Consider the following 26,015-nt stretch of genomic DNA (forward strand, 5'->3'; position numbering starts at 1 on the left):
GCTTTTCCTCTTCCGCCATAATTCACCTCCCGATCGTTACGCATGAATAACGCGGGGGAATGAGCCGGGTTCCGCCACTCATTCAGTCTTTTATGGCACGTCGGCTTTGCCCAATCATGCCGGGGCGGTGGCCTCGTCAAAGAAAAGGGCTTGCGAAATGGCCGCTTTGACCGTCGAACGCTGGAACGGCTTGGTAATCAGGAACGTCGGTTCTGGGCGTTCGCCCGTCAGCAGACGCTCCGGGAAAGCGGTGATGAAAATGACCGGCACAGAGAACTCCGCGAGAATATCCTTCACCGCGTCGATGCCGCTGGAATCGTCGGCCAACTGAATGTCGGCCAGCACCAGCCCCGGCCGCTCGGCCATCGCTTCACGCACCGCATCTTCGCGGGTCACGGCAATCGCCGTCACTTCATGACCAAGGTCGCGGACGATCGTTTCGATGTCCATGGCAATGATCGGCTCGTCCTCGATGATCAGGACCTTGGCGCGGGTCTGTGCCTCAATCTCGCCAAGCGCTTCTTCCACCAGGGCCTCGACATCGGCCGGGTCCAGACCGATCAGATAGGCGACGTCATCGACCGTGAAACCTTCCAGCGCCGTCAACAGCAGCGCCTGCCGGGGGAGCGGCGTCAGCCGCGCGAGCCGTGCCTGCGCGACCGCTTCCTGTCCATCATTGCCCGTCAGGACCGGACCATCCTCCAGATGAGAGGATGACCAGATCGCGTGGAACGTCCGGTAAAGGCCAAGCCGTGGATCGACATCGGCCGGAAACTCTTCGGGCGCCGCGACGATCGCTTCCAGCGTCGCACGCACATAAGCGTCACCATGACCCTGGCTGCCCGTCAGGGCGCGGGCATAGCGGCGCAAAAAAGGAAGATGGGGGTGCAGTTGCTGTCCAAGCGACATCTGTAAATCTTCTCCCAGCCCATAGGGCGCATTGCTACTAAACACTCGCTGCGCGAAAGGATGGATTGCCGATGCCGATGTGGCAAGCCCCCGCCCCTCTCGGTCGCCTTTCACAAGGCCACAAAAAATGCTTCGAAGTGGGGAACCAACGACGAAAAGATTTGTTTCACTGCCGTTCGGTTTTTTAACTGAAATCTGGATTTTGATGTAAAGGTCCGCTGGCGGTCAATTGACGTCGTGCGGGAAAGCCGCAAAAGAAATGCCGATTGACATGTTAGCGTTGCAGAGGGGCGTATTTTGGTTGCTTCAACGACGGAACGGGATGTGAAGGGAGGGGACAAGAAAGATGTCGGCGCCAACACCCCGGATTCGGGCGTGACTGGCAGCGCGCCCCGAAAACGGCGCTCCTCCCCCGCCAAGGGTGACGGACAGGTCGCCAACGCGCTGCGCTCCGTCTATCAGCGTGCGGTGGATGAAGACATTCCCTCCGAAATGCTCGACCTACTGCGGAAGCTGGACTAAGCGTCGGTTCGAGGATCGACGTCATTGAGGCGTCCCGGACGGAGGGCAGACTGGTGCTTTTCGAAAATGGAATATGCGTGGGCCGATCCGTTGCATGGGCGGTACGTGTTCGAATGCGCCAAGCTCTTCCAGTCGACCTATTCCTGATTATCGCATGAACGGGACGGCCAGTCCCAGCCAGTTGATTGCTCATGCGTAACCTGAACAGCCTGATCCAATCCACCGGCGTCAAGATGTTCCTCATCCTGACGCTCGCCCTGCTGCCGCTGGGCCTTATCGCCCTTGTCGCGTCGTTGCAGGCCATCCGGACGTCTGACCTGGAAAAGGAAGCGCTGCTTCGAGTGTCCGTGACGCAGAGCGCGCGCAAGTTGACCGAAGATCTGGCTTCGGATCGAACGGCGTTGTTGCTTACCGCCAACGCGCTATCCACCGGCAGCGAGGGGCCGGAAATGTGCCAGCGTCTGTCGCTTTTCCTGACGTCCCACGACCGGGAAGGCGGCCGATATTATATCTACGATCGAAAGGGTCGCCGCATCTGCGGATCGTCCCAGCCAGAACCGCACGGCCTGACCAAGGCGGCACGTTTTCACACGGCCCCGGCGCTCCTGCTGCCAACATCTGGCTATCTTGTCAGCCGCGTGGTCAGCGACAACCGGCAGGTGGCGGCGATCGCCTATTATTCGCGCTCCTATCTGGAAACGATCGCCAGCCCGACCACCGCGCTCCAGAACCGGCAGTTAAGCTTGCAGCAGGGCGATCAGCTTCTGGTGGTCAGTCGTCCGACAGGCAATGTGCGGGGCAAAAGCACCAGCCTGTCCGCGCGGCTTGATCCGCCGGACATCCTGCTCACCATGACCTTGCGCGATCCGCCGGTCACGCTTGCGCGCATGCTTTCGCTGTTCCTGCCGCTGGTGATGTGGTTCGCGGCGGCGGCGATTGGCTGGTTCGTGGTCAACCGGCTGCTGATCCGCCCGCTCGTGGTGCTTCGCCGCACAGTGGCCGCCTATCATCCCGGCGAAGTGCTGGAACCCATGCGCCGCATACGCACCCCAGCGCAGGAAATAGTGGCGCTGGGCGAAACCTTCCGCGAAATCAGCGAGGATGTCGCAACGCATGAGGCCGAGATGGCCGAAGGTCTGGAAACCCAGCGCAAATTGACGCGAGAGGTGCATCATCGCGTCAAGAACAACCTCCAGATCATCGCCAGCCTGATCAGCCTGCATGCCCGTGCCGCGCACGAGCCCGAAGCCGTGGAGGCCTATGCCTCCATCCAGCGCCGCGTCGATGCATTGTCGGTCGTCCATCGCAACCATTATGCGGAATTGGAGGAGCATCGCGGCGTTGGCGTGCGGTCACTGGTCAGCGAATTGTCCGCCAGCCTGCGCGGCACTGCTCCAGCCGAAGCGCGTCGGTTCGGCATCCAGATCGACAGCGACAATCTGCACATCAGTCAGGACGTCGCCGTACCTATCGCATTCCTGCTGACCGAACTGGTGGAATTGGCGATGCTGTCCGATCCCAGGACGGGCATGCGCATAACGGTGCAGCTCGAACCCGGACGCGAAGACCGCGCGATCCTTCACATCAGTTCCCCGGCCTTGCGCGCTACGGATGCGATGGGCGAGCGGATCGAGGAACGTTATGGCCGGGTACTGACGGGCCTTTCCCGCCAGCTGCGCGCTCCGCTGGATCATGATCCGGTCGCTGGCGACTATGCCATCGCCATCACCGTCATTCCCTGATCATCAGACCCGTTGATAATCGCGCCGGAAATCCGCCGCGAAGGCAGAAAACCGGCCTTGTGCGATATTGTCGCGAATCGCCTGCATCAATGACTGGTAGAAGTGGATGTTATGCTGAGTCATCAGCATGGCGCCCAGCATTTCTCCGGCCTTTACCAAATGATGCAGATAGGCGCGGCTCCATGTTGCGCAGACCGGGCAGGTGCAGCGGGGATCGAGCGGCGAAAGATCCTCGGCAAAGCGAGCGTTGCGAATATTGAGCGGGCCTGCCCAGGTGAAAGCCTGTCCGTTGCGCCCGCTGCGCGTCGGCAGAACGCAGTCAAACATGTCGATGCCGCGTTCCACGGCTCCCACAATGTCGTCGGGTTTGCCCACCCCCATCAGATAGCGGGGCTTGTCCTGCGGTAGCATATCGGGCGCATAGTCGAGACAGCCGAACATCGCCTCCTGCCCCTCCCCGACGGCCAGGCCGCCGACGGCATAGCCGTCAAAGCCGATCTCGATCAGCTTCTGCGCCGAAATACGCCGAAGATTTTCGTCAAGCGAACCCTGCTGGATGCCGAACAGCGCCGCGCGCTCGGCATGTTCGCCGCCCGCGTCAAAGCCATCGCGCGACCTCTTCGCCCACCGCATCGATCGCTCCATGCTGTGCGCGGCTTCGTCGTGAGTGCAGCCATTTTTCGTGCATTCATCGAACGCCATGACGATGTCGCTGTCGAGCAGGCGCTGAATCTCCATCGACCGTTCGGGCGTCAGCATATGACGGGACCCGTCGATATGGCTGGCGAAGGCCACCCCCTCCTCGCTCATCTTCGTGAGCGCGGACAGGCTCATCACCTGATAACCGCCGCTGTCCGTCAGGATCGGCCGTTCCCAGCCCATGAAGCTATGCAGTCCGCCCAGTCTTGCTACACGCTCGGCGCCGGGACGCAGCATCAGATGATAGGTATTGCCCAGGATGATATCAGCGCCAGTCGCGCGGACCTCGGCGGGTCGCATGGCTTTTACGGTCGCGGCGGTGCCCACCGGCATGAAGGCGGGGGTTCTGATCTCCCCACGGCGCATCTGGATCGTGCCCGTGCGGGCCTTGCCGTCCGTTGCGGCGATAGCGAAAGAAAAGCGGGATTGAGTCACGCTGCGCGCTCTAGAACATCGCGCGAAGAAGTGGGAACCGCTTTTTGAAAATTATGCGGGATCAACCAGCCTTGCGCAGGCCGTCGAACGCAACGATCGCATCGATGTCGAAACCCTCCACACGCCGGTAATTGCCGATGAAGCACAGGCAATCAGCCGCCAGGTTAAGGGTCCAGCTCGTCCCCTCTTCATCATGAAGCAGGAGCGTCACAATCTGTGGATCGGTGCGATGTGTGTCCATGCACCATTTCATAATTAATAAAGGTTAACAAAGCCCTGAGACGATCTTCATCTGCAAATTGGTTAACGGCATTTGTTGCATTAATACAACGTTAACCATAGTGATCGCGTCATTTCTGCTACTTAGAGGCAACAGTCGGCGATAAAAAGGGTTAATGACCCACTCTTCGGGTTCGCGGCGGTTGCATAGGTCTGACAATATTGTTTTCCTCAGCACATATCGAAATGCGGGGGCACAGATGATTGATTCCGGACGGTTTAATCCGGCACGTGATGAGGTGGAAGACGCTTCGACCGTGCATCTGCATGTCGAAAGCATTCAGCCATTTGCCGCTACGGAAGCTGCGCCTCAGGCGCGGGACAACGGCCATTCGATGCTGTTCGACCTGGGTCAGGTCGATGTCAGCTTTGAAGAATCGACCGACACATTATGGGCATTCATGACCCCCGCGAATCGGCCAAACTATAATTTGCCGATGCTGCGCGACATTCGGCTTTGGCAGACAGAGGCCAAGCGGCTGTTTGATGAAGGCGCTCTGCCGCTCAAATATATGGTGCTGGGCTCACGTTTTCCGGGCGTTTTCAACCTTGGCGGCGACCTTGAGCTGTTTGCTGGCTGCATCGAGCGGGGCGACCTGCCCGGCCTCGTCAAATATGGCCATGCCTGCATCGACGTGGTCCATCGCGCCTGGCGCAATGCGGATATGCCGCTAATCTCTATCGCATTGGCGCAGGGCGATGCACTTGGCGGCGGCTTCGAGGCGCTTCTTTGCTTCGACGTCGTCGTGGCGGAGCGGAGCGCTCGCTTCGGGCTGCCCGAAATGCTCTTCGGCCTCTTTCCCGGCATGGGCGCCTATTCCATTCTGGCCCGCAAGCTCGGCCGTCGCATGGCGGAACGCATGATCCTGTCGGGCAAGGTCTATACCGCTGAAGAGATGTACGACATGGGCGTGGTCACCATCCTTGCCGAGGATGGAGAGGGCGAACAGGCCGTGCGCGACTATATCACCGGCAACCGTCCGCACCATGCGGGCCATGTCGGCGTGTTCGAAGCGGGCCGCCGCGTCGATCCGCTCGATTATGCCGAGCTTAAGGACATTGTCGAAAATTGGGCGGCAACCGCGCTCAAGCTGGATCCCAAGGACCTGCGCATGATGCGTCGGCTTGCTTCGGCCCAGACGCGCCTGACCAAATAGCCGTCAAGCGCGGCGGCGGCTCTGCATGAGCGTGACGACATTGCTCTTCTCGCGCTGCATGTCGTTCATCATGTTGAGCAAGTCTTCGGCGGGCATCGGGCGACTGAGCACGAATCCCTGTACATTGGTGAAGCCCATCTCACGCGCATAACGCAGCTGCTCTTCGGTCTCGATGCCTTCCGCCACCGTTTCGACGTCGAGCGAATGGGCCAGATAGGCAACCGATTGGGCGATGGCGCGATCCCGCCCCTTTTCACCCACGCTGCGCATGAAGCTTTGATCGACCTTCAGCGTGTCGAAGGAATAGTCGCGCAGATAGCCGAGCGACGAATAGCCGGTTCCAAAATCATCAAGGGCCAGCCGCAACCCGATACGCTGAAGCTCCGACAGGATGAGGCTGGTCCGGCCACTATCTTCCAGGAAGATGGACTCGGTCACTTCCAGTTCCAGCCGCTTGGCCTTCAGGCCCGATCCCATCAGCGCCGATATGACGGCGCGCGGAAGCCCGTCGCTCTTGATCAGCGCGGGCGAGATGTTAACGGCGACGCGGACATGATCTTCCCATAGCATGGCGTCCCGGCACGCCTGCTCCAACGCCCATGCGGTGATCGGTTCGATCAGGGAACTGCTTTCGGCGACCGGTATGAATTCGACCGGCGAAATCCGGCCCATGGTCGGGTGGTCCCACCGCATCAACGCTTCGCAGATGGCGATCTTGCCGGTGACGGTGTCAAAGATCGGCTGATAATGCAGTAGCAACTCACCATTCGCCATGGCGCTGCGCAGCGCCATTTCCAGCTCATAGGTCCGGTTCTGCCGCTCTTTCATCGACCAGTCGAACTGCGCATGGCGGTTCCGCCCGGTGCGTTTCGCCTCATACAGAGCCATGTCGGCGTGCTGGAGCAGTTCTTCGCTATCGCGCCCGTCATCGGGCGCGACCGCAATGCCCATAGATGCGGTGACTGTCAGGTGATAGCCGCTGACGTCGAAGTCGTGGCTGAACTCTGCCATCACGTCACGGGCGATCTGCTCGGCAATCGAGCGATCCGCGCCGGGGCAAATCACGATAAACTCGTCCCCGCCAAAGCGCGCGACATGGCCACGGCTATCAAGCGCATGCGAAAGCCGGGCAGCTACAGTGCAGAGCAGCTGATCGCCAATGATATGGCCGAGCGAATCGTTGATCTCCTTGAACCGGTCCAGGTCCATCCAGAACACGGCCATCGGGTCCTGATCGGACTGACGCTTGTCGAACAGTTCCCGCAAACGCATCTGCATCGCCATCCGGTTTTCGACACCGGTCAGGCTGTCGAACCGCGCCAGCCGCTCGAACTTCGTTGCCAGCTGCGACTTTTCATAATTGCCCTGCAATGCCTCCACGACGATCCTGTGGGTCGTGCGCGTGATTTCCGCCATGGCGAAGATCATCAGGAACAGCATGGTCGCCAGAACCCAATAGCCAAGCCCCCCCGCGATGCAGAGACCAAGGGAGGTTGGCAGCAGCGCGAAACATGTCTGGCCAATAGCGATATGAATGCGGCCAGCATTGCGCCCCGCGATGCCGCCTGAATAGGCCGCGACCAGCGTGACGCTCAATATATGCAACGACGCGTCGCCGGTGAGGACCAGCGTGGCAAAGGCAAGCAGACCAAGCAGCGCCGCATAGCCCCACGCACCCAGTTCATAGGCAAGGCCCCAGATTTGCTGCGTGGGTCCTTGATGATCAGCCAACTGCCGCAGAAAATAGACTGCCGAGATCGACCGGCTCACCGCGACCAGGAAAATCAACGCCGCGATCGTGGTGATTTCGGCACGGCCAGCATGGTAGGCGACGACGAAACTGAGCGCTCCGCCAGCCAGTGCGCCGATCATCAGCGATTTGGGCGAGGCATAGAGCGATTGGACAAGGCTGTCCTGCACCTCAGCGCTCTGCTGAGTATCGGGCGCGAGGTGCGCGCGCAATTTTGCGCTCCAATGAAGGAAGAGGCGTGACACGTCTCCGTCATCTTTGGCCAAACATGATTTCTATTTGGTAAATTCCGGGGCGGGAAGATGCCCGAAATGGAGCTATTGAGCGGCTGTCAGCTTTCGGGCTGGCCCCCTCATTTTCCGCCCTTTTGTCCGGCCGATTAACTTTCAGACTTCCCTACCGAATGCTCGGAAGGGCAATCACGTCAGCCCTCCTGCGCAAGCTGGAGCGGCATAGCTTTTATCCGAATTACCCTACCCCCGTTCGGGCTGAGCTTGTCGAAGCCCTCTTCTTCCTGAAAAGAAATAGAACCCTTCGACAGGCTCAGGGCGAACGGCAATAGGAGGCTATGCCGATTTCAAGCATGATGCCCTAATATGGCGCGAAATTGCGCCATGCCTCCCGCCCGAAATGCCAGCTTTCGATGGCACCAGCCACGGCCGGACCCCTGAAATTTCCTCGCTCCGGCGTCCTCCATAGAAAAAGGCCGGTGGATCGCTCCACCGGCCCTTCTCGTTTCGCTTGAACGAAGGACTTTGCCGTCGCGATCGAACCACAGTTGGGCCGAAGCCCAACTGCTACGATCGCTTTAGAAGTCCATGCCGCCCATGCCACCCATGCCGCCACCGGGCATGCCCATCGGCGCCTTTTCGTCGGCGGGCGTTTCGGCGATGCACGCTTCGGTGGTGATCAGCAGACCGGCGACCGAAGCCGCGTCCTGCAGAGCAGCGCGAACGACCTTGGTGGGATCGATGACGCCAGCGGCGACAAGATTCTCATAGGTGTCGGTCGCGGCGTTGAAGCCCTGGGTCTCGTCATTTTCGCGCAGCAGGTTGCCAGCGACAACCGCACCATCGACGCCCGCATTCTGGGCGATCTGGCGCAGCGGCGCTTCGATAGCCTTGCGGATGATGTCGATGCCACGGGTCTGGTCGTCGTTCACACCCTTCAGGCCTTCGAGAGCCTTGGTTGCGTACAGCAGAGCCGTACCGCCACCGGGGACGATGCCTTCTTCAACGGCTGCGCGGGTTGCGTGCAGCGCGTCGTCGACGCGGTCCTTGCGCTCCTTGACTTCCACTTCCGAAGCACCGCCAACCTTGATGACAGCAACGCCGCCAGCCAGCTTGGCCAGACGTTCCTGCAGCTTTTCACGATCATAGTCCGAGGTTGTGGTCTCGATCTGAGCGCGAATCTGCTCGGTGCGGCCCTTGATCGCGTCGCCTTCACCTGCGCCATCGACGATGGTGGTGTTGTCCTTGTCGATCGTGACGCGCTTGGCGGTGCCGAGCATGCCGAGGGTGACGTTCTCAAGCTTGATGCCGAGGTCTTCGGAGATCACTTCACCCTTGGTCAGGACGGCGATGTCTTCTAGCATGGCCTTGCGGCGATCACCGAAGCCAGGCGCCTTGACCGCAGCAACCTTCAGGCCACCACGCAGCTTGTTGACGACCAGGGTCGCCAGCGCTTCGCCTTCGATATCCTCAGCGATGATCAGCAGGGGACGGCCCGACTGAACAACCGCTTCGAGGATCGGCAGGATCGACTGCAGGTTCGACAGCTTCTTTTCGTGGATCAGGATGTAGGGATCAGCCAGTTCGACTGCCATCTTTTCCGGGTTGGTCACGAAATAGGGCGACAGGTAGCCGCGGTCGAACTGCATGCCTTCGACGACGTCCAGCTCGAATTCGAGGCCCTTGGCTTCTTCGACGGTGATCACGCCTTCCTTGCCGACGCGCTCCATCGCTTCAGCGATCTTCTCGCCCACGACGGTGTCGCCATTGGCAGAAATGATGCCGACCTGAGCGATTTCCTTCGTTCCAGCAACCGGCTTCGAACGGGACTTCAGATTCTCGACGATCTTGGTCACGGCGAGGTCGATGCCGCGCTTCAGGTCCATCGGGTTCATGCCTGCGGCAACCGACTTCATGCCTTCGCGAACGATGGCCTGGGCCAGAACGGTGGCGGTGGTGGTGCCGTCACCGGCAATGTCGTTGGTCTTCGAAGCAACTTCGCGGACCATCTGCGCGCCCATGTTCTCGAACTTGTCCTTAAGTTCGATTTCCTTGGCGACGCTGACGCCGTCCTTGGTGATGCGGGGAGCGCCGAAGCTCTTGTCGATGACGACGTTGCGGCCCTTGGGACCCAGGGTCACCTTGACCGCGTCGGCCAGGATGTCGACGCCGCGCAGGATGCGCTCACGGGCGTCACGCGAAAACTTTACGTCTTTTGCAGCCATGATTTTGTTCCTCTGTCCGTCATCCCAGCGAAAGCTGGGATCTGGTGCGGCATAGCGCCGCGTTTAAAGGCCTGAGATCCCGGCTTCCGCCGGGATGACATCAATGATCGGTTAGGCGACGACGCCCAGAATGTCCGATTCCTTCATGATCAGCAGGTCTTCACCGTCGACCTTGACCTCGGTGCCCGACCACTTGCCGAACAGGATGCGGTCGCCAGCCTTGACGTCCAGCGGGGTCACCTTGCCATCTTCGGCCTTGGAGCCGGTGCCGACGGAAACGACTTCGCCTTCCTGCGGCTTTTCCTTGGCGGTGTCGGGGATGATGATGCCACCGGCAGTCTTCTCTTCCGCTTCTACGCGGCGGACGAGAACGCGGTCATGCAACGGACGAAATGCCATGTTGAGTTGCCTTTCCCTCTATTGGGTTGGGTTGGACGTCCAATCGCGGGGTTTTCCCTATCCGCGAATCTGCTGAACGCCGTTCCTTCTCCCGTATGAACCAGGTGCTGTTAGCACTCTCTTTTGAAGAGTGCCAGCGTCGCGGAATATGGAGCGATGAAATTGCCGGTCAAGAGATGGATGCAGATTTTTTATGCTTCCCGTCACGGGCGGAAAGCATGCGCCTTGTGCGCGTTGGGAGGCCATTTGTCACCTGCGCAGCGCCAATGCGCGGGATTGTTGCGACCATTGGCGCGTTGAATGCGCGCCGCAACGCCGTTTCCCTTTAGCTCGGCAGTTGCGGCACAGGACCTCGCTTCCTACTTGCGAGGCAACCTCGCCTAGGGAGCATTTTGCCAAATGATTGAAAGCTATACTCCGCCTCGCGTCTGGACATGGGACAAGGATAATGGCGGTGCCTTTGCCAACATAAACCGACCTGTCGCGGGCGCGACCCACGACAAGGAACTTCCGATCGGAAAGCACCCGCTGCAACTCTACTCGCTGGGCACGCCCAATGGGCAAAAGGTCACGATCATGCTGGAGGAGTTGCTGGCGGCAGGCCATCCGGACGCTGAATATGACGCCTGGCTCATCAACATCAGCGAGGGCGATCAGTTCGGCAGCGGCTTTGTCTCGGTTAATCCGAACAGCAAAATCCCTGCCCTGATGGACCACAGCGTTTCACCGCCGCAGCGGGTTTTCGAATCTGGCGCGATCCTGGTCTATCTGGCCGAGAAGTTCGGGGCGTTCCTGCCCACGGACCCGGCGAAGCGTACCGCGACCCTGTCCTGGCTGTTCTGGCAGATGGGCAGCGCGCCCCTGTTGGGCGGCGGATTTGGCCATTTCTTCGCCTATGCACCTGAAAAGATCGAATATGCCATCAACCGCTATGCGATGGAGGTAAAGCGGCAGTTCGACGTGCTGGACCGCCAGCTTGGTGAGCATGAATATATCGCTGGCGATGAATTTGCGATCGCCGACATCGCGATCTGGCCTTGGTATGGCGGGGTGGCACTCGACCGGACCTATGTGGGCGCGGGCGAATTTCTGGACGTGCAGAGCTACGCCAATGTCCAGCGTTGGGCGAAGCAGATCGATGCGCGCCCCGCCGTGAAGCGCGGCCGGATCGTGAATCGTGCCAGTGGTCCGCTGGAGGAACAGCTTCGGGAACGGCACGATGCGAGCGACTTTGATACGAAGACGCAGGATAAGGTGGAAGGGGTCGGGTAGCTAAGCCCCGGCAGCATTTACCGCGTCACCCCAGCGAACGCTGGGGTCTCGTCGACCCTATGCTCCACGGCTTCCTGAGATTCCAGCGTTGGCTACGCCGCCCTACGGGTCGCTGGAATGACGGGGATGTGGTTAGTGCGTCCCTACCCCGCCGCCTTCACGATTTCGGCCCAAGCCGCTTCATCAATCACCTCAATCCCCAGCGAAGCCGCCTGTTTCAGCTTCGATCCCGCGCCGGGACCAGCGACCAGCAGGTCCGTCTTGGCGCTGACCGACCCTGCGGCCTTGGCGCCCAGGCGCTCGGCCTGCGCCTTGGCCTCGTCCCGGCTCATGGTTTCGAGCTTGCCAGTGAAGACCACGGTCTTGCCAGTCACCGCGCTGGCGGTGGTTTCAACCACATAGTCGGGCGGCGAGACTTCCGACAGCAGGTCGTCCCACGCCTCCCGATTATGTGGTTCGTGGAAGAAGTCGGCGAGCGCATGACCAACCGCCGAACCGACATTTTCAACGCCGATCATCTCCGCGATCGCCTTGTCCAGCCGATTGCGGAAGCGTGCTTCCTCCTCACCCTCGGCACAGATGGTGGCATCGCGTAAGGCCATGATGTCCTCGGCCAACGCCCTGATACCGGGCAGGCTCGTGTAGCGCTTCAGCAGATCACGGGCTGTGACCGCGCCAATATGACGGATACCAAGACCGAAGAGCAGGCGCGATGCATCCGGAGCGCGCTTCGCCTCGATCGCGGCGAACAGATTATCGACAGACTTTTCCTTCCACCCTTCTCGCCCAAGCAGCGCGGCGCGATGCTGTTTAAGGCGGAAGATGTCAGCCGGTTCGGTGATCCAGCCAAGGTCGAGAAACTCCTGGATCGTCTTCTCCCCCAGCCCTTCGATGTCGAGCGCACCACGGCTGACGAAATGGCGGAGCCGTTCAAACCGTTGCGCACCGCAGATCAGCCCGCCGGTGCAGCGAATATCGACTTCGCCCTCTTCGCGCACAGCCTCCGACCCGCATACGGGGCAATGGTCGGGGAAGAGGAAAGCGGGGCGCGCTTCGTCGCGGGTCAGATTGTCGACCACCTGCGGGATGACATCGCCCGCACGCTGCACCACGATACGATCGCCCGGACGCACGCCCAGGCGCTCGATCTCGTCGGCATTGTGCAGCGTCACGTTGGACACGACCACGCCACCCACCGTTACGGGGGTGAGCCGCCCGACCGGGGTCAGCTTGCCCGTGCGACCGACCTGAATGTCGATCGCCTCCAACGTGGTCTGCGCCCGTTCCGCCGGAAATTTATGCGCGATCGCCCAACGCGGCGCCTTGGCAACAAAGCCCAACCGCTGTTGCCAATCGAGCCGGTCCACCTTGTAGACTACGCCATCAATGTCGAACGGAAGGTCAGCGCGCGCCGCCTCTATCCCGCGATAATGGGCGATCAACGCGTCAAGCGAGTCCACGCAGGTCAGCATGTCCGACACTGGCAGGCCCCAACGCCCGATTGCCTGCATGACGCCAAGCTGCGTCTCTGCCGGAAGGCTGCTCGCCTCGCCCCAACCATGGGCGAGGAATCGCAGCGGGCGGCTGGCGGTGACGGTGGCGTCCTTCTGCCGCAACGATCCCGCCGCAGCGTTGCGCGGGTTGGCGAATTGCCGCGCCTTTTCCGGATCGTCGGCCTCAGCCAGCAGGCGCTGATTGAGCGCCACGAAGTCGGCCTTGGCCATATAAACCTCACCCCGGACCTCGAACAGGTCGGGCACGTCCTCGCCAGTCAGCCGGTCGGGAATGTCGCCGATGTGGCGCACATTAGCGGTCACATCCTCACCGGTCGTGCCGTCACCACGCGTCGCGGCGAGCCGCAGTTCTCCCTTTTCATAGCGGAGCGAGCAGGACAGACCGTCGATCTTCGGCTCAGCCGTCAGGGCAACAGGCTCCCCGTCAGGCAGTGCGAGGAAGCGGCGCACACGCGCCACGAATTCGGCGATGTCCTCGTCCGAAAAGCCGTTGTCGAGGCTCATCATGCGAACCGCATGCTGGACCTTCTTCAACCCCGAAGTCGGCGCAGCGCCGACCTGCGCGTTAGGAGAATCGGCGCGGATCAGCTGCGGAAAGGCAGCCTCCAGCGCTCCATTCTCGCGGATCAGCGCATCATAAGCAGCGTCCGTGATCTCGGGCTGATCCTGATCATGGTAGAGCCGATTATGCCGCGCAATTTCCCTGGCCAGCCGCATCAGGCGATTGGCGGCCTCGGCTTCGGTCATATGGGTCAGGTCGATCGAGTCACTCATATCTGCTCCATCCCCGTTCAGGGCGGGCTTGTCGAGAAGCGATCATTTGCTCGTAGCAATTCAGACTTCGAGCAGCCGCTCAGCCTGCGCCCTTGCCTCGGCGGTGATTTCCGCGCCGGAGAGCATGCGGGCAATCTCTTCGCGCCGCTCCCCATCGCCCAGCGCATGGACGCCAGTGCGGGTTACTCTGCCGTCGCTGGCCTTGGCGATCAACATATGACCAGCGCCGCGCGCGGCGACCTGTGGGCTGTGGGTGACGACGAGGATCTGGTTGCTCCGTGCCAGCCGCGCCAGCCGGTCGCCGATCGCCGAAGCCACCGCGCCGCCGACGCCCCGGTCGATCTCGTCGAAGATCAGCGTATCCGCCCCGCCCCGCTCCGCCAGCGCGACCTTGAGCGCCAGGATGAAGCGCGACAATTCGCCGCCGGATGCGATCTTCACCAATGGCGCAAAGGGCGCGCCGGGATTGGTCGAAATTTCAAACTCCACCCGGTCCATGCCCTGTGCGCTCCACTGCCCTTCATCAAGCGCGGCGACGGTCGTGCGGAAGCGCGCGGCGTCCAGCTTCAGCGGCGCGAGTTCAGCCGCCACGGCTGCATCCAGCCGCGCGGCAGCATCCTTGCGCTGTGCCGAAAGCGCCTGCGCCGCCTCGCGATAGGCGGCAGCGCTGGCCGCGACCTCCGCTTCCAACCCGGCGATATGCTCCTCTCCGCCCTCGATGGCGGCCAGCTTCGCCGCCATCTCATCGCGTAGGGCAGCAAGGTCATCGGCGGCGACCTGATGCTTACGCGCCAATCCGCGCAGGTCGAACAGCCGCGTTTCGATCGCGTCCAACCGCGCCGGATCAAAGCTGAGCGCATCCGCTGCCTTGGCCAGCCGGTCCTCCGCCTCGCCCGCCTCAATCACCGCCCGGTCGAGGGCGGCGAGCACTTCGGCAAGTGGCTCATATTCACCCACCATGCGGTCGAGCCGTCGCGCCGCCTGCCGCAACTGCGCCAACCCACCATCCGAGCCGGTGAGGCAATCCGTCACCGTGGATAGGTCATCGGACAGCCGCGCACCCTTTTGCATGGTCGCGCGCTCTTCGGCCAGCGCCGCTTCCTCGCCGGGCTCGGGGCCGAAGCGGGAGAGTTCCTCAACGGCATGGGTCAAATAGTCGCGATCCCGCGCCGCCACCTCGACCGCCGCGCGGCTTTCCGCCAGCCGATCCGCCGCCGCGCGCCAGGCAGAGTGGGAAAATGCCACCGACGCGCTGTCGCAACGGCCATAGACATCCAGCAACTGACGATGCCCGCGTGGGTTGAGCAGCCCGCGATCGTCATGCTGCCCATGTATCTCGACCAGCGTGCCGCCCAGATCGCGCAGCAAGGCGGCGGAACAGGGCTGATCATTGACGAATGCCCGGCTTCCCCCGTCAGCCTTCAAGGTTCGGCGGATGATGAGTGGTTCGCCCGCATCAAGTTCGATGCCGTTGCTGCCGAGCAGTTCGGCAGCCCTGTGATCAGCGCGCGGAATGTCGAAGGTGGCGGTGACGCTGGCCTGCGCCTCCCCGCTGCGGACGAGGCCACTGTCAGCCCTCGCCCCCAGCGCCAGCCCAAGCGAATCGAGAAGGATAGACTTGCCCGCGCCCGTTTCCCCCGTCAGCACGCCAAGGCCCGTGCCGAACTCCAGGTCCAGCGCCTCGATCAGGACGACGTTGCGGATGGAAAGATTGGTCAGCACCTGACAATCTCCCCCCTCCCTTTCAAGGGAGGGGCCGGGGGTGGGTGTGCCGCCGCAGGCGGCACCGTTTGCCGAGAGGTCGGACGCTCGCTGCGCTCTCGACCCACCCCGCTTTGGGTAAACAGCATCCCATGCTGATTAGGTCAAGCCGGGGGCTTGACCGGCCCGCAGCGCCCTCCCTTGAAAGGGAGGGGCTAGATGTCACGCCTTCGCGCCATGTTCCCGCATGAGCTTGTAGCTACGCTCATACCATTTGGAGCCAGGATAGTTCTTGCCCAGAACAGCCGCAGCCTTCTGCGCTTCCTCCGGGATACCGAGCGAGAGATAGCTTTCGACCAGACGCTCCAACGCCTCGGGCGTGTGGGTGGTCGTCTGATATTTGTCGATGACCACACGGAAGCGTAGCGTCGCTGCCAGCCACTGCCCGCGACGCTGGTAGAAACGGCCGACTTCCATCTCCTTCCCCGCGAGGTGATCGTTGACGAGGTCCAGCTTCAACCGCGCATCGGCGGCATAACGGGTATCGGGATAGCGGCGGATCAACTCGCCCAGCGAATCCAGCGACTGCTGCGTGATCTTCTGGTCGCGGGTAACGTCGGCGATCTGCTCATAATAGCAGAGCGCGATCAGATAATAGGCGTAGGGCGCATCCTTGTTCCCGGTATGAATCGCCAGAAAGCGCTGCGACGCCGCGATCGATTCACTATAGTCCTTGTTCATATAATAACTGAACGCGGACATGAGCTGCGCGCGGCGCGCCCAGGGGGAATAGGGATGCTGGCGTTCCACCTCATCAAAGAGCGCGGCGGCCATCTTATACTGCCCGCGATCGAGCCGGTATTTGCCCGCATTGTAAAGCGTGGACACGTCACGGGCGACATATTGAGTGTCGGCCTTGTTCTTCGACGTGGCGCAGCCGGCGAGCAAGGCGGCAAGCAGAAGCGGGGCGGTAGCAGCGCCAATGCGCGTCATGGTTTTCGTCAGCATGGCCGGGTCATAGCGGAGCGAATGGCACTCGCCAAGCGGCAGAATAGCGTGCGGACGCTTCAGGCTTTCAACGCGCCTGCACGGGCAGGTCCAACCGGACGATTGCGCCGCCTTCCGGTCGCGCGTGCAGGCCGAACTGACCGCTGAGCTGGCTCGCCAGCGCGCTTGCAATGCGCAGGCCGATAGAATTGCCCTTCTCGATCTCGAAATCGGGCGAGAGGCCGTCGCCGTCGTCAGCGATCTTCAGCGACAGCGTACCGCTCGAATCCTCCAGCGACACCTCGATTATCCCGCCACGATGGGGCAAGCCATGTTCAATGGCATTGCTCACCGCCTCCGCCACGATCAGCGCGAGCGGCACGGCGACGTGGGATTCCAGCGTCAGACCCGGTGGAGCGCTGACGGTAACGCGAATGTCGTCCCGCCCACTCGCCTCCAGCACATCTGCCGTCAGCCGCGTCAGAAAAGCATGCAGGTCCTGCCCGTCCTCTGCCGGATCATACAACGCACGGCTGATCCGACCGATCAGCGCGAGGCGGCTGGCGGCATCGTCCAACGCCCTGCTCGCTAGTTCATCGTCTACATGGCGCCGCTGCAATGACAGCATCGCGGCCACGACCTGCAAATTGTTGGAAACGCGATGCTGCAATTCGTGGAACAGAAGTTCCCGGTTTTCCGCCAGCGTACGGCTGCGTTCCCGTTCCACGGCAAGGTTGAAATTGGCCCGCTGCATCAGGTGAATGAGCGCGATGTCGATGGCGATCACGGCCGCGTAGAAAATAAGGGCGAGGATAACTCCGCCATTAAGGACACCGCCAGCACCCGCCGGGATGAAGAAATACCAGGACAATATTCCGCAAACTATCCCCGCAAATATGCCGGGACGCAGCCCGAACAAAAAAGTCGAAAGGATGACGGCGGGAAAGAAGGATACGAAAGGATAGCCGATCGGCAGGAAATCCTGCGCGGACAGCCTGAGGGCAAGGGCGATGCCACAAAACAGGGCCGAGACGGCGTAGGCGTATACGGGCCGCCGAAGCACGAGAGGAAGGCGCTCGACGAACCTTTCATTGGAACGCTGCATCTTATCCCCCTGAAATCGCGCTGCACAGTAACAGAAGTTTGGCCATCTCCAATTGATCGAAGTCAAGGAGTTTGGGCTCTAACGAAAAAGGGCGCCCGGCGGGGGCGCCCTTCTCATTTTGCTTAACCTGATGGTTTGGAACCGATCAGTCCTGGGTCAGGAAGTCCGGCAGACCAGCGTTGGAGCCGTCATCGTCACCACCACGGCCTTCGGGACGCGGGCCACGATCACGACGCGGGCCGCGATCGCCGCCACGGTCACCACCGCGACCGCCACGATCACCGCCATCACGACGGGGACCACGGCCACGGTCGCCGCGATCACCGCGATCACCACGGGGTTCGCGCGGTTCGCGGGCAGGACGGGTGTCCTCCAACTCTTCGCCGGTTTCCTGGTCAACGACGCGCATCGACAGGCGAACCTTGCCGCGCGGATCGATCTCAAGGACCTTGACCTTCACTTCCTGACCTTCCGACACGACGTCGGTCGGCTTTTCGACGCGCTCATTCTTCATTTCGGACACGTGGACGAGACCGTCCTTGCCACCCATGAAGTTCACGAACGCACCGAAGTCGACGATGTTGACGACCTTGCCGTTGTAGATCTTGCCGACTTCCGCTTCCTCGACGATGCCCAGGATCCACTTCTTGGCGGCCTCAATCTGGTCGATGTCGGACGAGCTGATCTTGATGATGCCTTCGTCGTCGATGTCGACCTTGGCGCCGGTTTCCGCGACGATTTCGCGGATGACCTTGCCGCCGGTGCCGATGACGTCACGGATCTTCGACTTGTCGATCTGGATCGTTTCGATGCGGGGAGCGTGCGCCGACAGTTCGGTGCGGGTCGAGGACAGAGCCTTGTTCATCTCACCCAGGATATGGGCGCGGCCTTCCTTCGCCTGACGCAGCGCGACTTCGAAGATTTCCTGCGTGATGCCGGCAACCTTGATGTCCATCTGCATGGTGGTGATGCCGTTTTCCGTGCCCGCCACCTTGAAGTCCATGTCACCGAGGTGATCTTCGTCGCCCAGAATGTCGCTGAGGATCGCGAAATCCTTGCCTTCCAGGATCAGGCCCATGGCGATACCCGACACCGGACGCTTCAGCGGAACGCCCGCGTCCATCATCGAGAGCGAACCGCCGCATACCGTCGCCATCGAGGACGAGCCGTTGGACTCGGTGATATCGGACAGGACGCGGATGGTGTAAGGGAAATCTTCCTTGCTGGGCAGCACGGGGTGCAGCGCACGCCATGCCAGCTTGCCATGGCCGACTTCGCGACGGCCCGGCGCGCCGAAGCGGCCGACTTCACCGACCGAATAGGGCGGGAAGTTATAATGCAGCATGAAGTTTTCATAATAGACGCCGTTCAGGCCGTCGATCATCTGCTCGGCGTCCTTGGTGCCCAGCGTGGTGGTGCAGATCGACTGCGTCTCGCCACGGGTGAACAGCGCCGAACCATGGGTACGTGGCAGGAAGCCGACCATCGCCTCGATCGGACGGATCTGCGTCGTGGTACGGCCGTCGATACGCTTGCCATCCTTGATGATGGCGCCGCGCACGATTTCCGATTCCAGCTTCTTGGTCAGCTTGATGCCAGCCATGACAGTCTGGGCGTCGAGGCCCTCTTCCGCGAAAAATGCCTTCGCCTTGGCGCGGGCTTCGTTGATCGCGTTCGAACGAGCCGACTTGTCGGTCAGCTTGTAGGCAGCCGTGATGTCCTTGCCGATCAGCTTCTTCAGCTTCTTCTTCAGGTCATCCAGATTTTCGCCCTTGGCGACATCCCAAGGATCCTTCGCGGCCTTCTCAGCCAGCTGGATGATCGCCTCGACAACCTTCTTGCTCGCTTCATGGGCGAACAGGACAGCGCCGAGCATGATGTCTTCCGAAAGCTCCTTGGCTTCGGATTCGACCATCATCACCGCGTTATGGGTAGCGGCGACGGTCAGGTCCAGTTCGCCTTCCTTCACCTGATCCATCGACGGGTTCAGCTGATATTCGCCATCCTTGTAGCCGACGCGGGCAGCGCCGATCGGACCCATGAAGGGCACGCCCGACAGGGTGAGCGCTGCCGAAGCGGCGATCATCGCGACGATATCGGGCTCGCTTTCGCCATCGAACGACAGCACCTGGGCGATGACGTTGATTTCGTTGTAGAAACCTTCGGGGAACAGCGGGCGGATCGGGCGGTCGATCAGGCGGCTGGTCAGCGTTTCCTTTTCGGTCGCGCCGCGCTCACGCTTGAAGAAGCCGCCGGGGATGCGGCCAGCTGCGGAATATTTTTCCTGATAGTGGACGGTCAGCGGGAAGAAGTCCTGTCCTTCCTTCACCGACTTGGCGGCGGTCACGGCGCACAGCACCACGGTTTCGCCATAGGTCGCCAGCACGGCGGCGTCAGCCTGACGCGCAATACGGCCGGTTTCGAGCGTGAGGGTCTTGCCGCCCAGCTCGATTGATACCTTCTTTACATCGAACATAATGTTTTCCTTCGCCCGCGCGGCCCTATTGCCGGGCGGGGCCTTTGGTGGGCCGGTGGCCCATGAGTGGAGAGCCTATCTCTCCTCCGTTCGGGCTGAGCTTGTCGAAGCCCTTCCCTTCTCTTCAAGCAAGAGATGCCCTTCGATGAACTCAGGGCTAACGGTGTGGGGAAAGTTCCCCGTTTCATGGCGCCGTGCCGAATTGCCAGACGCCATGTTGTCAGAATCAGAAACGGCCCCACGCGGGGGCCGCTCCTTCTTTAGCAGGCTTACTTACGCAGGCCCAGCTTGGCGATGAGGTCGGTGTACCGCGCCCCATCCTTCTTCTTCAGATAGTCCAGCAGCGAACGGCGCTTGTTGACCAGCATCAGCAGGCCGCGACGGCTGTGGTTATCCTTGTGGTGACCCTTGAAATGCTCGGTCAGGTTCGAAATGCGCTCCGAGAGGATCGCAACCTGGACTTCCGGCGAACCGGTATCGCCTTCGGCGCGGGCATGTTCTTTGATCAGCGCTTCCTTGCGCTCAGCAGTAATCGACATCGGCTTCCTTTCGTAACATCTAGAGATTGAAGCCGCGCACCACCCTGATTTCAGGGCCACTGGCCTCGACCAGCGCGACGGGCGTGTCGCCCTCCATCGCCAGCATGAGACCGGTATGCGGTTTCCCCACAAGCACCTTCCCCTGTCGGAGAGCCAATGCGTCGTCGGGAGAGACTGCGAGAGCCGGGATGTCGTCCAGCCCTGCGGTCAACGGCAGCATGAGCTGCGCGATGCCGCCGCCCCTAGCAGCTTCGTCCAATTTGTCCAGCGAAATAGCGGAATCCAGGGTGAACGGCCCTGCCTTTACGCGGCGCAGCATGGTGACGTGGCCGACCGTGCCAAGCGCGATCGCGATGTCGCGGGCGAGGGAGCGGATATAGGTGCCCTTGGAGACATGGGCGCGGAGGGTGATTTGCTGAATCCTCTCTCCGCTCGCGGGGAGAGGATAAGGAGGCTTGGCAGCTTGCTGCCTAGCCGGAGTTGGAGAGGGGGATGACGCGCCCTGCCCCTCTCCAAGCTCCGCTAGCCCGCCATGCGGACAAGCTGCGCTATCCTCTCCCCCTTCCGGGAGAGAGGAAATCTGCAGTTCGTAAATCGTCACACTGCGCGTCTTCATCTCCACATCCTGCCCTGCGCGGGCGAGATCGTAGGCGCGCTGGCCGTCGATCAGAATGGCGGAATAGGCTGGCGGCGCCTGCTCGATCGGACCTGTAAAGCGGGACAGTACCGCTTCCACTTCGCCCAGCGTCGGCAGGTGATCGCTCTCCGCTATCACCTTCCCCTCCAGGTCCAGCGTGTCGGTCTGCGCGCCAAATGCTATCGTGAAATCATAGATCTTGTCGCTGTCGAGCATTCGCCCGGCAAGCTTCGTCGCTTCCCCAACAGCGATCGGCAGCACGCCAGTCGCAAGCGGATCGAGCGTGCCGCCATGGCCCACCTTCCACTTGCCCGCGCCACTCTGCCGCAACGCACGCTTCACCGCACTCACCGCCTGCGTCGAGCCAAGCCCGTGCGGTTTATCGAGGATGATCCAGCCGTGCATCGGATCAACGCAGCGCGTCAGCCCTCATCATCCGGCTGTTCAAGATCCTGCGCGACTTTGGGATCACGCAGCAGCTTGTCGATATGGCTACCCTCGTCAAAGCTCTCGTCCGCCAGGAATTTGAGCTTGGCCGCATATTTGAGGCTTATCCGATGGGCGACCTCGCGCTGTAGATAGGCGGTGTTGGTGCGCAGCGCCTTCAGCACCGCCTCCTCATCCTGTCCGAGCAGCGACTTCACAAACGCGGTCGCGTGGCGGAGGTCCGGCGACATGCGAACCTCGGTGACGCTGACCACATGTTTGGCCAGCACCTCGTCATGCACGTCGCCGCGCTGGAGAATATCGGACAGGACATGGCGCACCTGTTCGCCCACGCGGAGGAGGCGGACGGAGGGGCCTTCAGGTTGTTGGGCCATAAACCAAAACTCCCCCCTCCCGCAGGCGGGAGGGGCCGGGGGTGGGCGCGATTGCGTTAGCAATCACTCAGGAGCCAGGTCGGAAGCTCGCGTTGCTCGCGCCCACCCCTGACCCCTCCCGCTTGCGGGAGGGGGACTTTATCGGATCACAACGTCCGGGCGCGTTCCTCGACCTCGAACAGTTCCAGCGTATCGCCAGCCTTGATGTCGTTCGTGTCTTGCAGCACCGCACCGCACTCCATGCCCGCACGCACTTCGGACACATCGTCCTTGAAGCGGCGAAGCGAAGCGATGTGGGTACGCGACACGATGACATCGTCGCGGGTAAGGCGCGCATTGAGCCCCTTGCGGATGATGCCGTCGAGGACGAGCAGACCAGCCGCCTTGTCCTTCTTGCCCGCTGGGAACACCTGAAGCACTTCGGCGCGGCCGACGATGGTTTCGATGCGTTCGGGAGCCAGTTGGCCCGCCATTTCGCCGCGAACCTCTTCGAGCAAGTCGTAGATCACGTCATAATAGCGCAGCGAGATTTTCTCGCGCTCCGCCAATTGACGCGCCTTGGCATTGGGACGCACGTTGAAGCCGATCAGCGGCGCTCGGCTGGCAGCGGCCAGTGTGACGTCGCTTTCGGTGATCGCGCCGACACCCGAGTGCAGAACGCGGACCTTGATTTCATCCGTCGAGATGCGGTTGAGCGCCGTCACGATAGCTTCGACCGAACCCTGCACGTCGCCCTTCACCACCACCGGATATTCGATGACGGTCGTGTTGAGCGCAGAGAACATATGTTCAAAGCTGGTCGGGGCGTTGGTGGTGCGCTTCTTGGTCGCCTGTTCCTGACGGTAGGCTGCCACTTCGCGAGCACGCGCTTCATTCTCCACGACCGTGAGTTGATCGCCCGCCAGAGGAACACCCGAAAGCCCCAGCACCTCGACCGGAGTCGAAGGCCCTGCGACCTTCACATTCTGGCCCTTGTCGTTGACCAGAGCGCGCACCTTGCCGCTCTCCGCGCCGATGACGAACGTGTCGCCGACCTTGAGCGTGCCCTTGCGGACCAGCACGGTGGCAACCGCGCCACGGCCCTTGTCGAGCTGCGCCTCGATCACATTGCCTTCGGCAGGGCGATCGGGGTTAGCGCCCAGTTCCATGACCTCGGCCTGAAGCAGAATCTTCTCGATCAGTTCGTCAAGGCCGGTCTTCTTGAGCGCCGAAACCTCCACGTCCTGCACGTCGCCGCCCATATCCTCGACAACGATTTCCTCGCTCAGCAGGCGCTCGCGCACCTTCTGCGGATTGGCTTCGGGCTTGTCGCACTTGTTGATCGCGACGATCATCGGCACGCCCGACGCCTTGGTATGGTTGATGGCCTCGATTGTCTGCGGCATCAGCCCGTCATCGGCCGCCACCACCAGGATGACGATGTCGGTGACGTTCGCGCCACGAGCGCGCATTTCCGAGAAGGCTTCGTGGCCCGGCGTGTCGAGGAAAGTGATGACGTCGCCACCCTTGGTCGTCACCTGATAGGCGCCGATATGCTGGGTGATGCCACCGCTTTCGCCCGCGACCACATCGGTCCCGCGCAGCGCGTCAAGCAGTGATGTCTTGCCATGATCGACATGGCCCATGATCGTCACGACCGGCGCGCGGGGCTTCAGCGTCTCTGCCGCATCGACTTCGCCCTCGATACCGATTTCAACGTCGGCATCGGAAACGCGCTGGATGCGGTGGCCGAATTCCTCGACCAGCAGTTCCGCCGTATCCTGATCGATCGGCTGGTTGAGCGTGACGGCGGTGCCCATCTTGAACAGAGACTTCACCAGGTCCGCGCCCTTTTCGGCCATGCGGTTGGCGAGTTCCTGAACCGTGATGCTTTCGGGCACGACGACGTCGCGAACCTGCTTTTCACGCTGCTGCGCGCCACCGGCATAATGGGCGCGACGTTCCTTTTCGCGGGCGCGCTTCAATGCGGCGAGCGAGCGGGCACGAGCGCTGTCATCGTCCGCAAGAGCACGCGTCACGGTCAGCTTGCCCGACTGGCGGCGATTATCCTCCCCCGCACGCTTGGCCCGATCCGGCTTGGCCGGTTCGGGACGCTTGATCGGGGCAACCGGGGTGAAGCGGCGCGGCGGCGGCACAGCCGAACCGGTCGCAGCCGGAGCGGCAGCGGGACGCGCTTCGGAGCTTTCCTCGACGACAGGCGCCGCAGGAGCCTCGGGCTCGGGCTGCTGCTCGGGGGCCTTGGCTTCTTCTTCGGCACGGCGCGCGGCTTCGGCCTCGGCAGCTTCCGCAGCCAGGCGATTTTCCTCGGCGCGACGCTTTTCATCCTCGCTCGCGGCATTACGCTGCGCGTCTTCGCGGCGGCGCGCATCTTCCAGCGCGGTCATGCGGGCTTCTTCCGCCTCGCGCAGCAGCTTCGCCTGCAATTCCTGACGCGACATCAGGCTCTGCGGCGGAGCGGGGCGCGCCGGAGCGGCGGGCTGAGGCGCGCGAGCCTGCGGCTGAGGCGCGGGGGCCGCTGCGGCGGGCGCCGGGGCAGGATCAGCCTGAGGCGCAGCCACGGGCGCACCGGCTTCGCCCGGCTTGCCCAGAATGCGGCGCCGCTTCACCTCAACCACGACCGTATTCTTGCGGCCATGGCTGAACTGCTGCTGCACCTGGCCGGATTCAACGGTCCGCTTGATGCCCAGCGGCTTGCGGCCCAGAACCGGCTTGTCTTCCTTGCTGTCACTCATACGACTGAACTGTACCCTTCACTTACATCCGACCGGCAAGGCCCGTCGGCGCCTTCATTCCATGCTCGTCAGGCGCCCAGTGCACCGGCGGAGTCATGCTCCCCATGCACGGGCGCCTCGGTAGCGCAACCCAGATAGCTTTCCAAGCGGCCGATGGCCGTACGCAGACGCGACGCGGCTCGCGAGTCGGTCACTGCGATATGGACGACATTGTCCCGCCCCATTGCCATAGATAGGGCCTGTCGGTCCACAGGCAAGACGACGCCCGCCAAATCCGTTCCTTCCGCTTCCTGTCCCACGCGCAGCGCCTGATCGAGCTTTCGATTGCCGTCGGCCGCAGCATCACTGGCGTGAAGCAGCAGTTGAACCTTGGCCTGACGGCAGGCTACGTCGATCTTTTCCGATCCGGTGAGGACCATGGATGCCTTCGCCTCCAGGCCCAAGCGGTCCAGCAAAGCCTTGCGCAGGCCGTCCTCGATCAGGTCCGGCAAATTGTCCGGGATCTGCAACTCGCCCGTCTTGAACGCGCGGGCAAGTGCGCCCTTCAGCTTACCCTTGGCGAGGGCTTGTTCGAGTTCGGCGCGAGGAAGACCGATCCACGCGCCTCGGCCCGGTGCCTTCGCGCGAATGTCGGGCAGCACCTGGCCTTCTGGCCCGACGGCGATACGGATCAGCGTTTCCGGATCGGCGCGATCACCGGACAGGATGCATTTGCGTTCGGTCATGGGCGTGCCTCACCATGAAGCGTTGTGTTCCTGCGCAGGCAGGAACCCAGCTCCGCACTTTCATGGAGGTGCGAGGCCAGGACTGGGCTCCTGCCTTCGCAGGAGCACATCCCATGACTGACGATGTTGGAGCTTAGCCTCTCATCGGGAAGTGACCGCGGCATTGGCGTCCTCCCCAGGGCTGGAGGCAGCCGCGCGGTCAGCAATCAGCTGTCCGCCCGACCCATAATTCTCCGTCGAGACTTCGGAAATCACCACCTGCACGGCAGCGGCCGACTTCCCCAACCGCTCGACGAGCGACTGAGTGACGTCGGCAACGATCGCTGCCTTCTGTTCACGGGTGGCGTTTCCGGCCAGACGGATATCGACAAAGGGCATGGGGCGC

Annotated in this window: 21 protein-coding genes; 4 read left to right on the forward strand and 17 right to left on the reverse strand. The window is 61.9% G+C overall.

Features of this window, described 5'->3' with window-relative positions:
* Window positions 1–114 precede the first annotated feature (114 nt).
* Window positions 115–909: a response regulator gene (locus AC6JBC_RS09200; RefSeq protein ID WP_464789023.1), complete on the reverse strand. Its 795-nt coding sequence runs from the start codon at window positions 907–909 to the stop codon at window positions 115–117.
* Between the two features lie 297 nt (window positions 910–1,206).
* On the opposite strand from AC6JBC_RS09200, the gene AC6JBC_RS09205 reads away from it, so the two are divergent.
* Window positions 1,207–1,431 carry a NepR family anti-sigma factor gene (locus AC6JBC_RS09205; protein ID WP_449471862.1) on the forward strand — a complete coding sequence of 75 codons (225 nt, stop codon included), beginning with the start codon at window positions 1,207–1,209 and terminating at the stop codon, window positions 1,429–1,431.
* 191 nt (window positions 1,432–1,622) lie between these two features.
* A complete protein-coding gene (locus AC6JBC_RS09210) occupies window positions 1,623–3,173 on the forward strand; it encodes a sensor histidine kinase (RefSeq protein ID WP_498023919.1) in 1,551 nt (516 codons plus the stop codon).
* Between the two features lie 3 nt (window positions 3,174–3,176).
* Here AC6JBC_RS09210 and tgt read toward each other — a convergent pair whose 3' ends face one another.
* Both tgt and AC6JBC_RS09220 read right to left on the reverse strand, forming a co-directional pair.
* Window positions 3,177–4,307 (reverse strand): tRNA guanosine(34) transglycosylase Tgt, encoded by a 1,131-nt coding sequence (tgt, locus tag AC6JBC_RS09215; RefSeq protein WP_498023920.1) that lies wholly within the window; start codon window positions 4,305–4,307, stop codon window positions 3,177–3,179.
* Window positions 4,308–4,368: 61 nt separating this feature from the next.
* A complete protein-coding gene (locus AC6JBC_RS09220; protein WP_498023921.1) occupies window positions 4,369–4,548 on the reverse strand; it encodes a hypothetical protein in 180 nt (59 codons plus the stop codon).
* Window positions 4,549–4,786: 238 nt separating this feature from the next.
* On the opposite strand from AC6JBC_RS09220, the gene AC6JBC_RS09225 reads away from it, so the two are divergent.
* Window positions 4,787–5,743, forward strand: a complete 957-nt coding sequence (locus tag AC6JBC_RS09225; RefSeq protein ID WP_498023922.1) for a crotonase/enoyl-CoA hydratase family protein — start codon at window positions 4,787–4,789, stop codon at window positions 5,741–5,743.
* A gap of 3 nt (window positions 5,744–5,746) precedes the next feature.
* Here the strand turns inward: AC6JBC_RS09225 and AC6JBC_RS09230 are convergent, their stop codons facing one another.
* The 3 genes from AC6JBC_RS09230 to groES form a co-directional block, all read right to left on the reverse strand.
* Complete coding sequence (locus AC6JBC_RS09230; protein ID WP_498026041.1) at window positions 5,747–7,738, reverse strand: putative bifunctional diguanylate cyclase/phosphodiesterase; 1,992 nt, start codon at window positions 7,736–7,738, stop codon at window positions 5,747–5,749.
* 563 nt (window positions 7,739–8,301) lie between these two features.
* Window positions 8,302–9,948, reverse strand: a complete 1,647-nt coding sequence (gene groL / locus AC6JBC_RS09235; protein WP_498023923.1) for a chaperonin GroEL — start codon at window positions 9,946–9,948, stop codon at window positions 8,302–8,304.
* Between the two features lie 111 nt (window positions 9,949–10,059).
* A complete protein-coding gene (gene groES, locus AC6JBC_RS09240) occupies window positions 10,060–10,347 on the reverse strand; it encodes a co-chaperone GroES (RefSeq protein ID WP_167302842.1) in 288 nt (95 codons plus the stop codon).
* Between the two features lie 399 nt (window positions 10,348–10,746).
* On the opposite strand from groES, the gene yghU reads away from it, so the two are divergent.
* Window positions 10,747–11,619, forward strand: a complete 873-nt coding sequence (yghU, locus tag AC6JBC_RS09245; protein WP_498023924.1) for a glutathione-dependent disulfide-bond oxidoreductase — start codon at window positions 10,747–10,749, stop codon at window positions 11,617–11,619.
* Window positions 11,620–11,762: 143 nt separating this feature from the next.
* Here the strand turns inward: yghU and ligA are convergent, their stop codons facing one another.
* From ligA to AC6JBC_RS09300, 11 genes are all read right to left on the reverse strand, one after another.
* A complete protein-coding gene (gene ligA / locus AC6JBC_RS09250; RefSeq protein WP_498023925.1) occupies window positions 11,763–13,907 on the reverse strand; it encodes an NAD-dependent DNA ligase LigA in 2,145 nt (714 codons plus the stop codon).
* A 60-nt stretch (window positions 13,908–13,967) separates the two neighbouring features.
* Window positions 13,968–15,629, reverse strand: a complete 1,662-nt coding sequence (gene recN, locus AC6JBC_RS09255) for a DNA repair protein RecN (RefSeq protein ID WP_498023926.1) — start codon at window positions 15,627–15,629, stop codon at window positions 13,968–13,970.
* A 201-nt stretch (window positions 15,630–15,830) separates the two neighbouring features.
* Window positions 15,831–16,616: an outer membrane protein assembly factor BamD gene (locus tag AC6JBC_RS09260; protein WP_498023927.1), complete on the reverse strand. Its 786-nt coding sequence runs from the start codon at window positions 16,614–16,616 to the stop codon at window positions 15,831–15,833.
* 67 nt (window positions 16,617–16,683) lie between these two features.
* Window positions 16,684–17,700: a sensor histidine kinase gene (locus tag AC6JBC_RS09265; RefSeq protein ID WP_498023928.1), complete on the reverse strand. Its 1,017-nt coding sequence runs from the start codon at window positions 17,698–17,700 to the stop codon at window positions 16,684–16,686.
* A 145-nt stretch (window positions 17,701–17,845) separates the two neighbouring features.
* Entirely contained in the window at window positions 17,846–20,176 is a 2,331-nt protein-coding gene (pnp, locus tag AC6JBC_RS09270; protein WP_498023929.1) for a polyribonucleotide nucleotidyltransferase, read from the reverse strand.
* A gap of 269 nt (window positions 20,177–20,445) precedes the next feature.
* A complete protein-coding gene (gene rpsO, locus AC6JBC_RS09275; RefSeq protein WP_022681215.1) occupies window positions 20,446–20,715 on the reverse strand; it encodes a 30S ribosomal protein S15 in 270 nt (89 codons plus the stop codon).
* Between the two features lie 19 nt (window positions 20,716–20,734).
* The gene (truB, locus tag AC6JBC_RS09280; protein WP_498023930.1) at window positions 20,735–21,757 is read right to left on the reverse strand and encodes a tRNA pseudouridine(55) synthase TruB; all 1,023 of its coding nucleotides are present in this window, start codon (window positions 21,755–21,757) and stop codon (window positions 20,735–20,737) included.
* A gap of 17 nt (window positions 21,758–21,774) precedes the next feature.
* A complete protein-coding gene (gene rbfA, locus AC6JBC_RS09285) occupies window positions 21,775–22,173 on the reverse strand; it encodes a 30S ribosome-binding factor RbfA (RefSeq protein WP_498023931.1) in 399 nt (132 codons plus the stop codon).
* A gap of 146 nt (window positions 22,174–22,319) precedes the next feature.
* A complete protein-coding gene (gene infB / locus AC6JBC_RS09290) occupies window positions 22,320–24,905 on the reverse strand; it encodes a translation initiation factor IF-2 (RefSeq protein ID WP_498023932.1) in 2,586 nt (861 codons plus the stop codon).
* Window positions 24,906–24,973: 68 nt separating this feature from the next.
* Window positions 24,974–25,630, reverse strand: coding sequence for a DUF448 domain-containing protein (locus tag AC6JBC_RS09295; protein WP_498023933.1), 657 nt, complete (start codon window positions 25,628–25,630; stop codon window positions 24,974–24,976).
* Window positions 25,631–25,771: 141 nt separating this feature from the next.
* Window positions 25,772–26,008, reverse strand: coding sequence for a tautomerase family protein (locus AC6JBC_RS09300; protein ID WP_498023934.1), 237 nt, complete (start codon window positions 26,006–26,008; stop codon window positions 25,772–25,774).
* Window positions 26,009–26,015: the final 7 nt, after the last annotated feature.

This window comes from Sphingobium sp. RC1 (genome assembly GCF_059738765.1).

Excerpts from the sequence above, each read along its gene's own strand:
- AC6JBC_RS09200 (WP_464789023.1), bottom strand. The coding sequence starts at position 909 with ATGTCGCTTGGACAGCAACTGCACCCCCATCTTCCTTTTTTGCGCCGC.
- AC6JBC_RS09210 (WP_498023919.1), top strand. The coding sequence starts at position 1,623 with ATGCGTAACCTGAACAGCCTGATCCAATCCACCGGCGTCAAGATGTTC.
- AC6JBC_RS09220 (WP_498023921.1), bottom strand. The coding sequence starts at position 4,548 with ATGGACACACATCGCACCGATCCACAGATTGTGACGCTCCTGCTTCAT.
- AC6JBC_RS09225 (WP_498023922.1), top strand. The coding sequence starts at position 4,787 with ATGATTGATTCCGGACGGTTTAATCCGGCACGTGATGAGGTGGAAGAC.
- groL (WP_498023923.1), bottom strand. The coding sequence starts at position 9,948 with ATGGCTGCAAAAGACGTAAAGTTTTCGCGTGACGCCCGTGAGCGCATC.
- groES (WP_167302842.1), bottom strand. The coding sequence starts at position 10,347 with ATGGCATTTCGTCCGTTGCATGACCGCGTTCTCGTCCGCCGCGTAGAA.
- yghU (WP_498023924.1), top strand. The coding sequence starts at position 10,747 with ATGATTGAAAGCTATACTCCGCCTCGCGTCTGGACATGGGACAAGGAT.
- ligA (WP_498023925.1), bottom strand. The coding sequence starts at position 13,907 with ATGAGTGACTCGATCGACCTGACCCATATGACCGAAGCCGAGGCCGCC.
- AC6JBC_RS09260 (WP_498023927.1), bottom strand. The coding sequence starts at position 16,616 with ATGCTGACGAAAACCATGACGCGCATTGGCGCTGCTACCGCCCCGCTT.
- AC6JBC_RS09265 (WP_498023928.1), bottom strand. The coding sequence starts at position 17,700 with ATGCAGCGTTCCAATGAAAGGTTCGTCGAGCGCCTTCCTCTCGTGCTT.
- pnp (WP_498023929.1), bottom strand. The coding sequence starts at position 20,176 with ATGTTCGATGTAAAGAAGGTATCAATCGAGCTGGGCGGCAAGACCCTC.
- rpsO (WP_022681215.1), bottom strand. The coding sequence starts at position 20,715 with ATGTCGATTACTGCTGAGCGCAAGGAAGCGCTGATCAAAGAACATGCC.
- truB (WP_498023930.1), bottom strand. The coding sequence starts at position 21,757 with ATGCACGGCTGGATCATCCTCGATAAACCGCACGGGCTTGGCTCGACG.
- rbfA (WP_498023931.1), bottom strand. The coding sequence starts at position 22,173 with ATGGCCCAACAACCTGAAGGCCCCTCCGTCCGCCTCCTCCGCGTGGGC.
- infB (WP_498023932.1), bottom strand. The coding sequence starts at position 24,905 with ATGAGTGACAGCAAGGAAGACAAGCCGGTTCTGGGCCGCAAGCCGCTG.
- AC6JBC_RS09295 (WP_498023933.1), bottom strand. The coding sequence starts at position 25,630 with ATGACCGAACGCAAATGCATCCTGTCCGGTGATCGCGCCGATCCGGAA.
- AC6JBC_RS09300 (WP_498023934.1), bottom strand. The coding sequence starts at position 26,008 with ATGCCCTTTGTCGATATCCGTCTGGCCGGAAACGCCACCCGTGAACAG.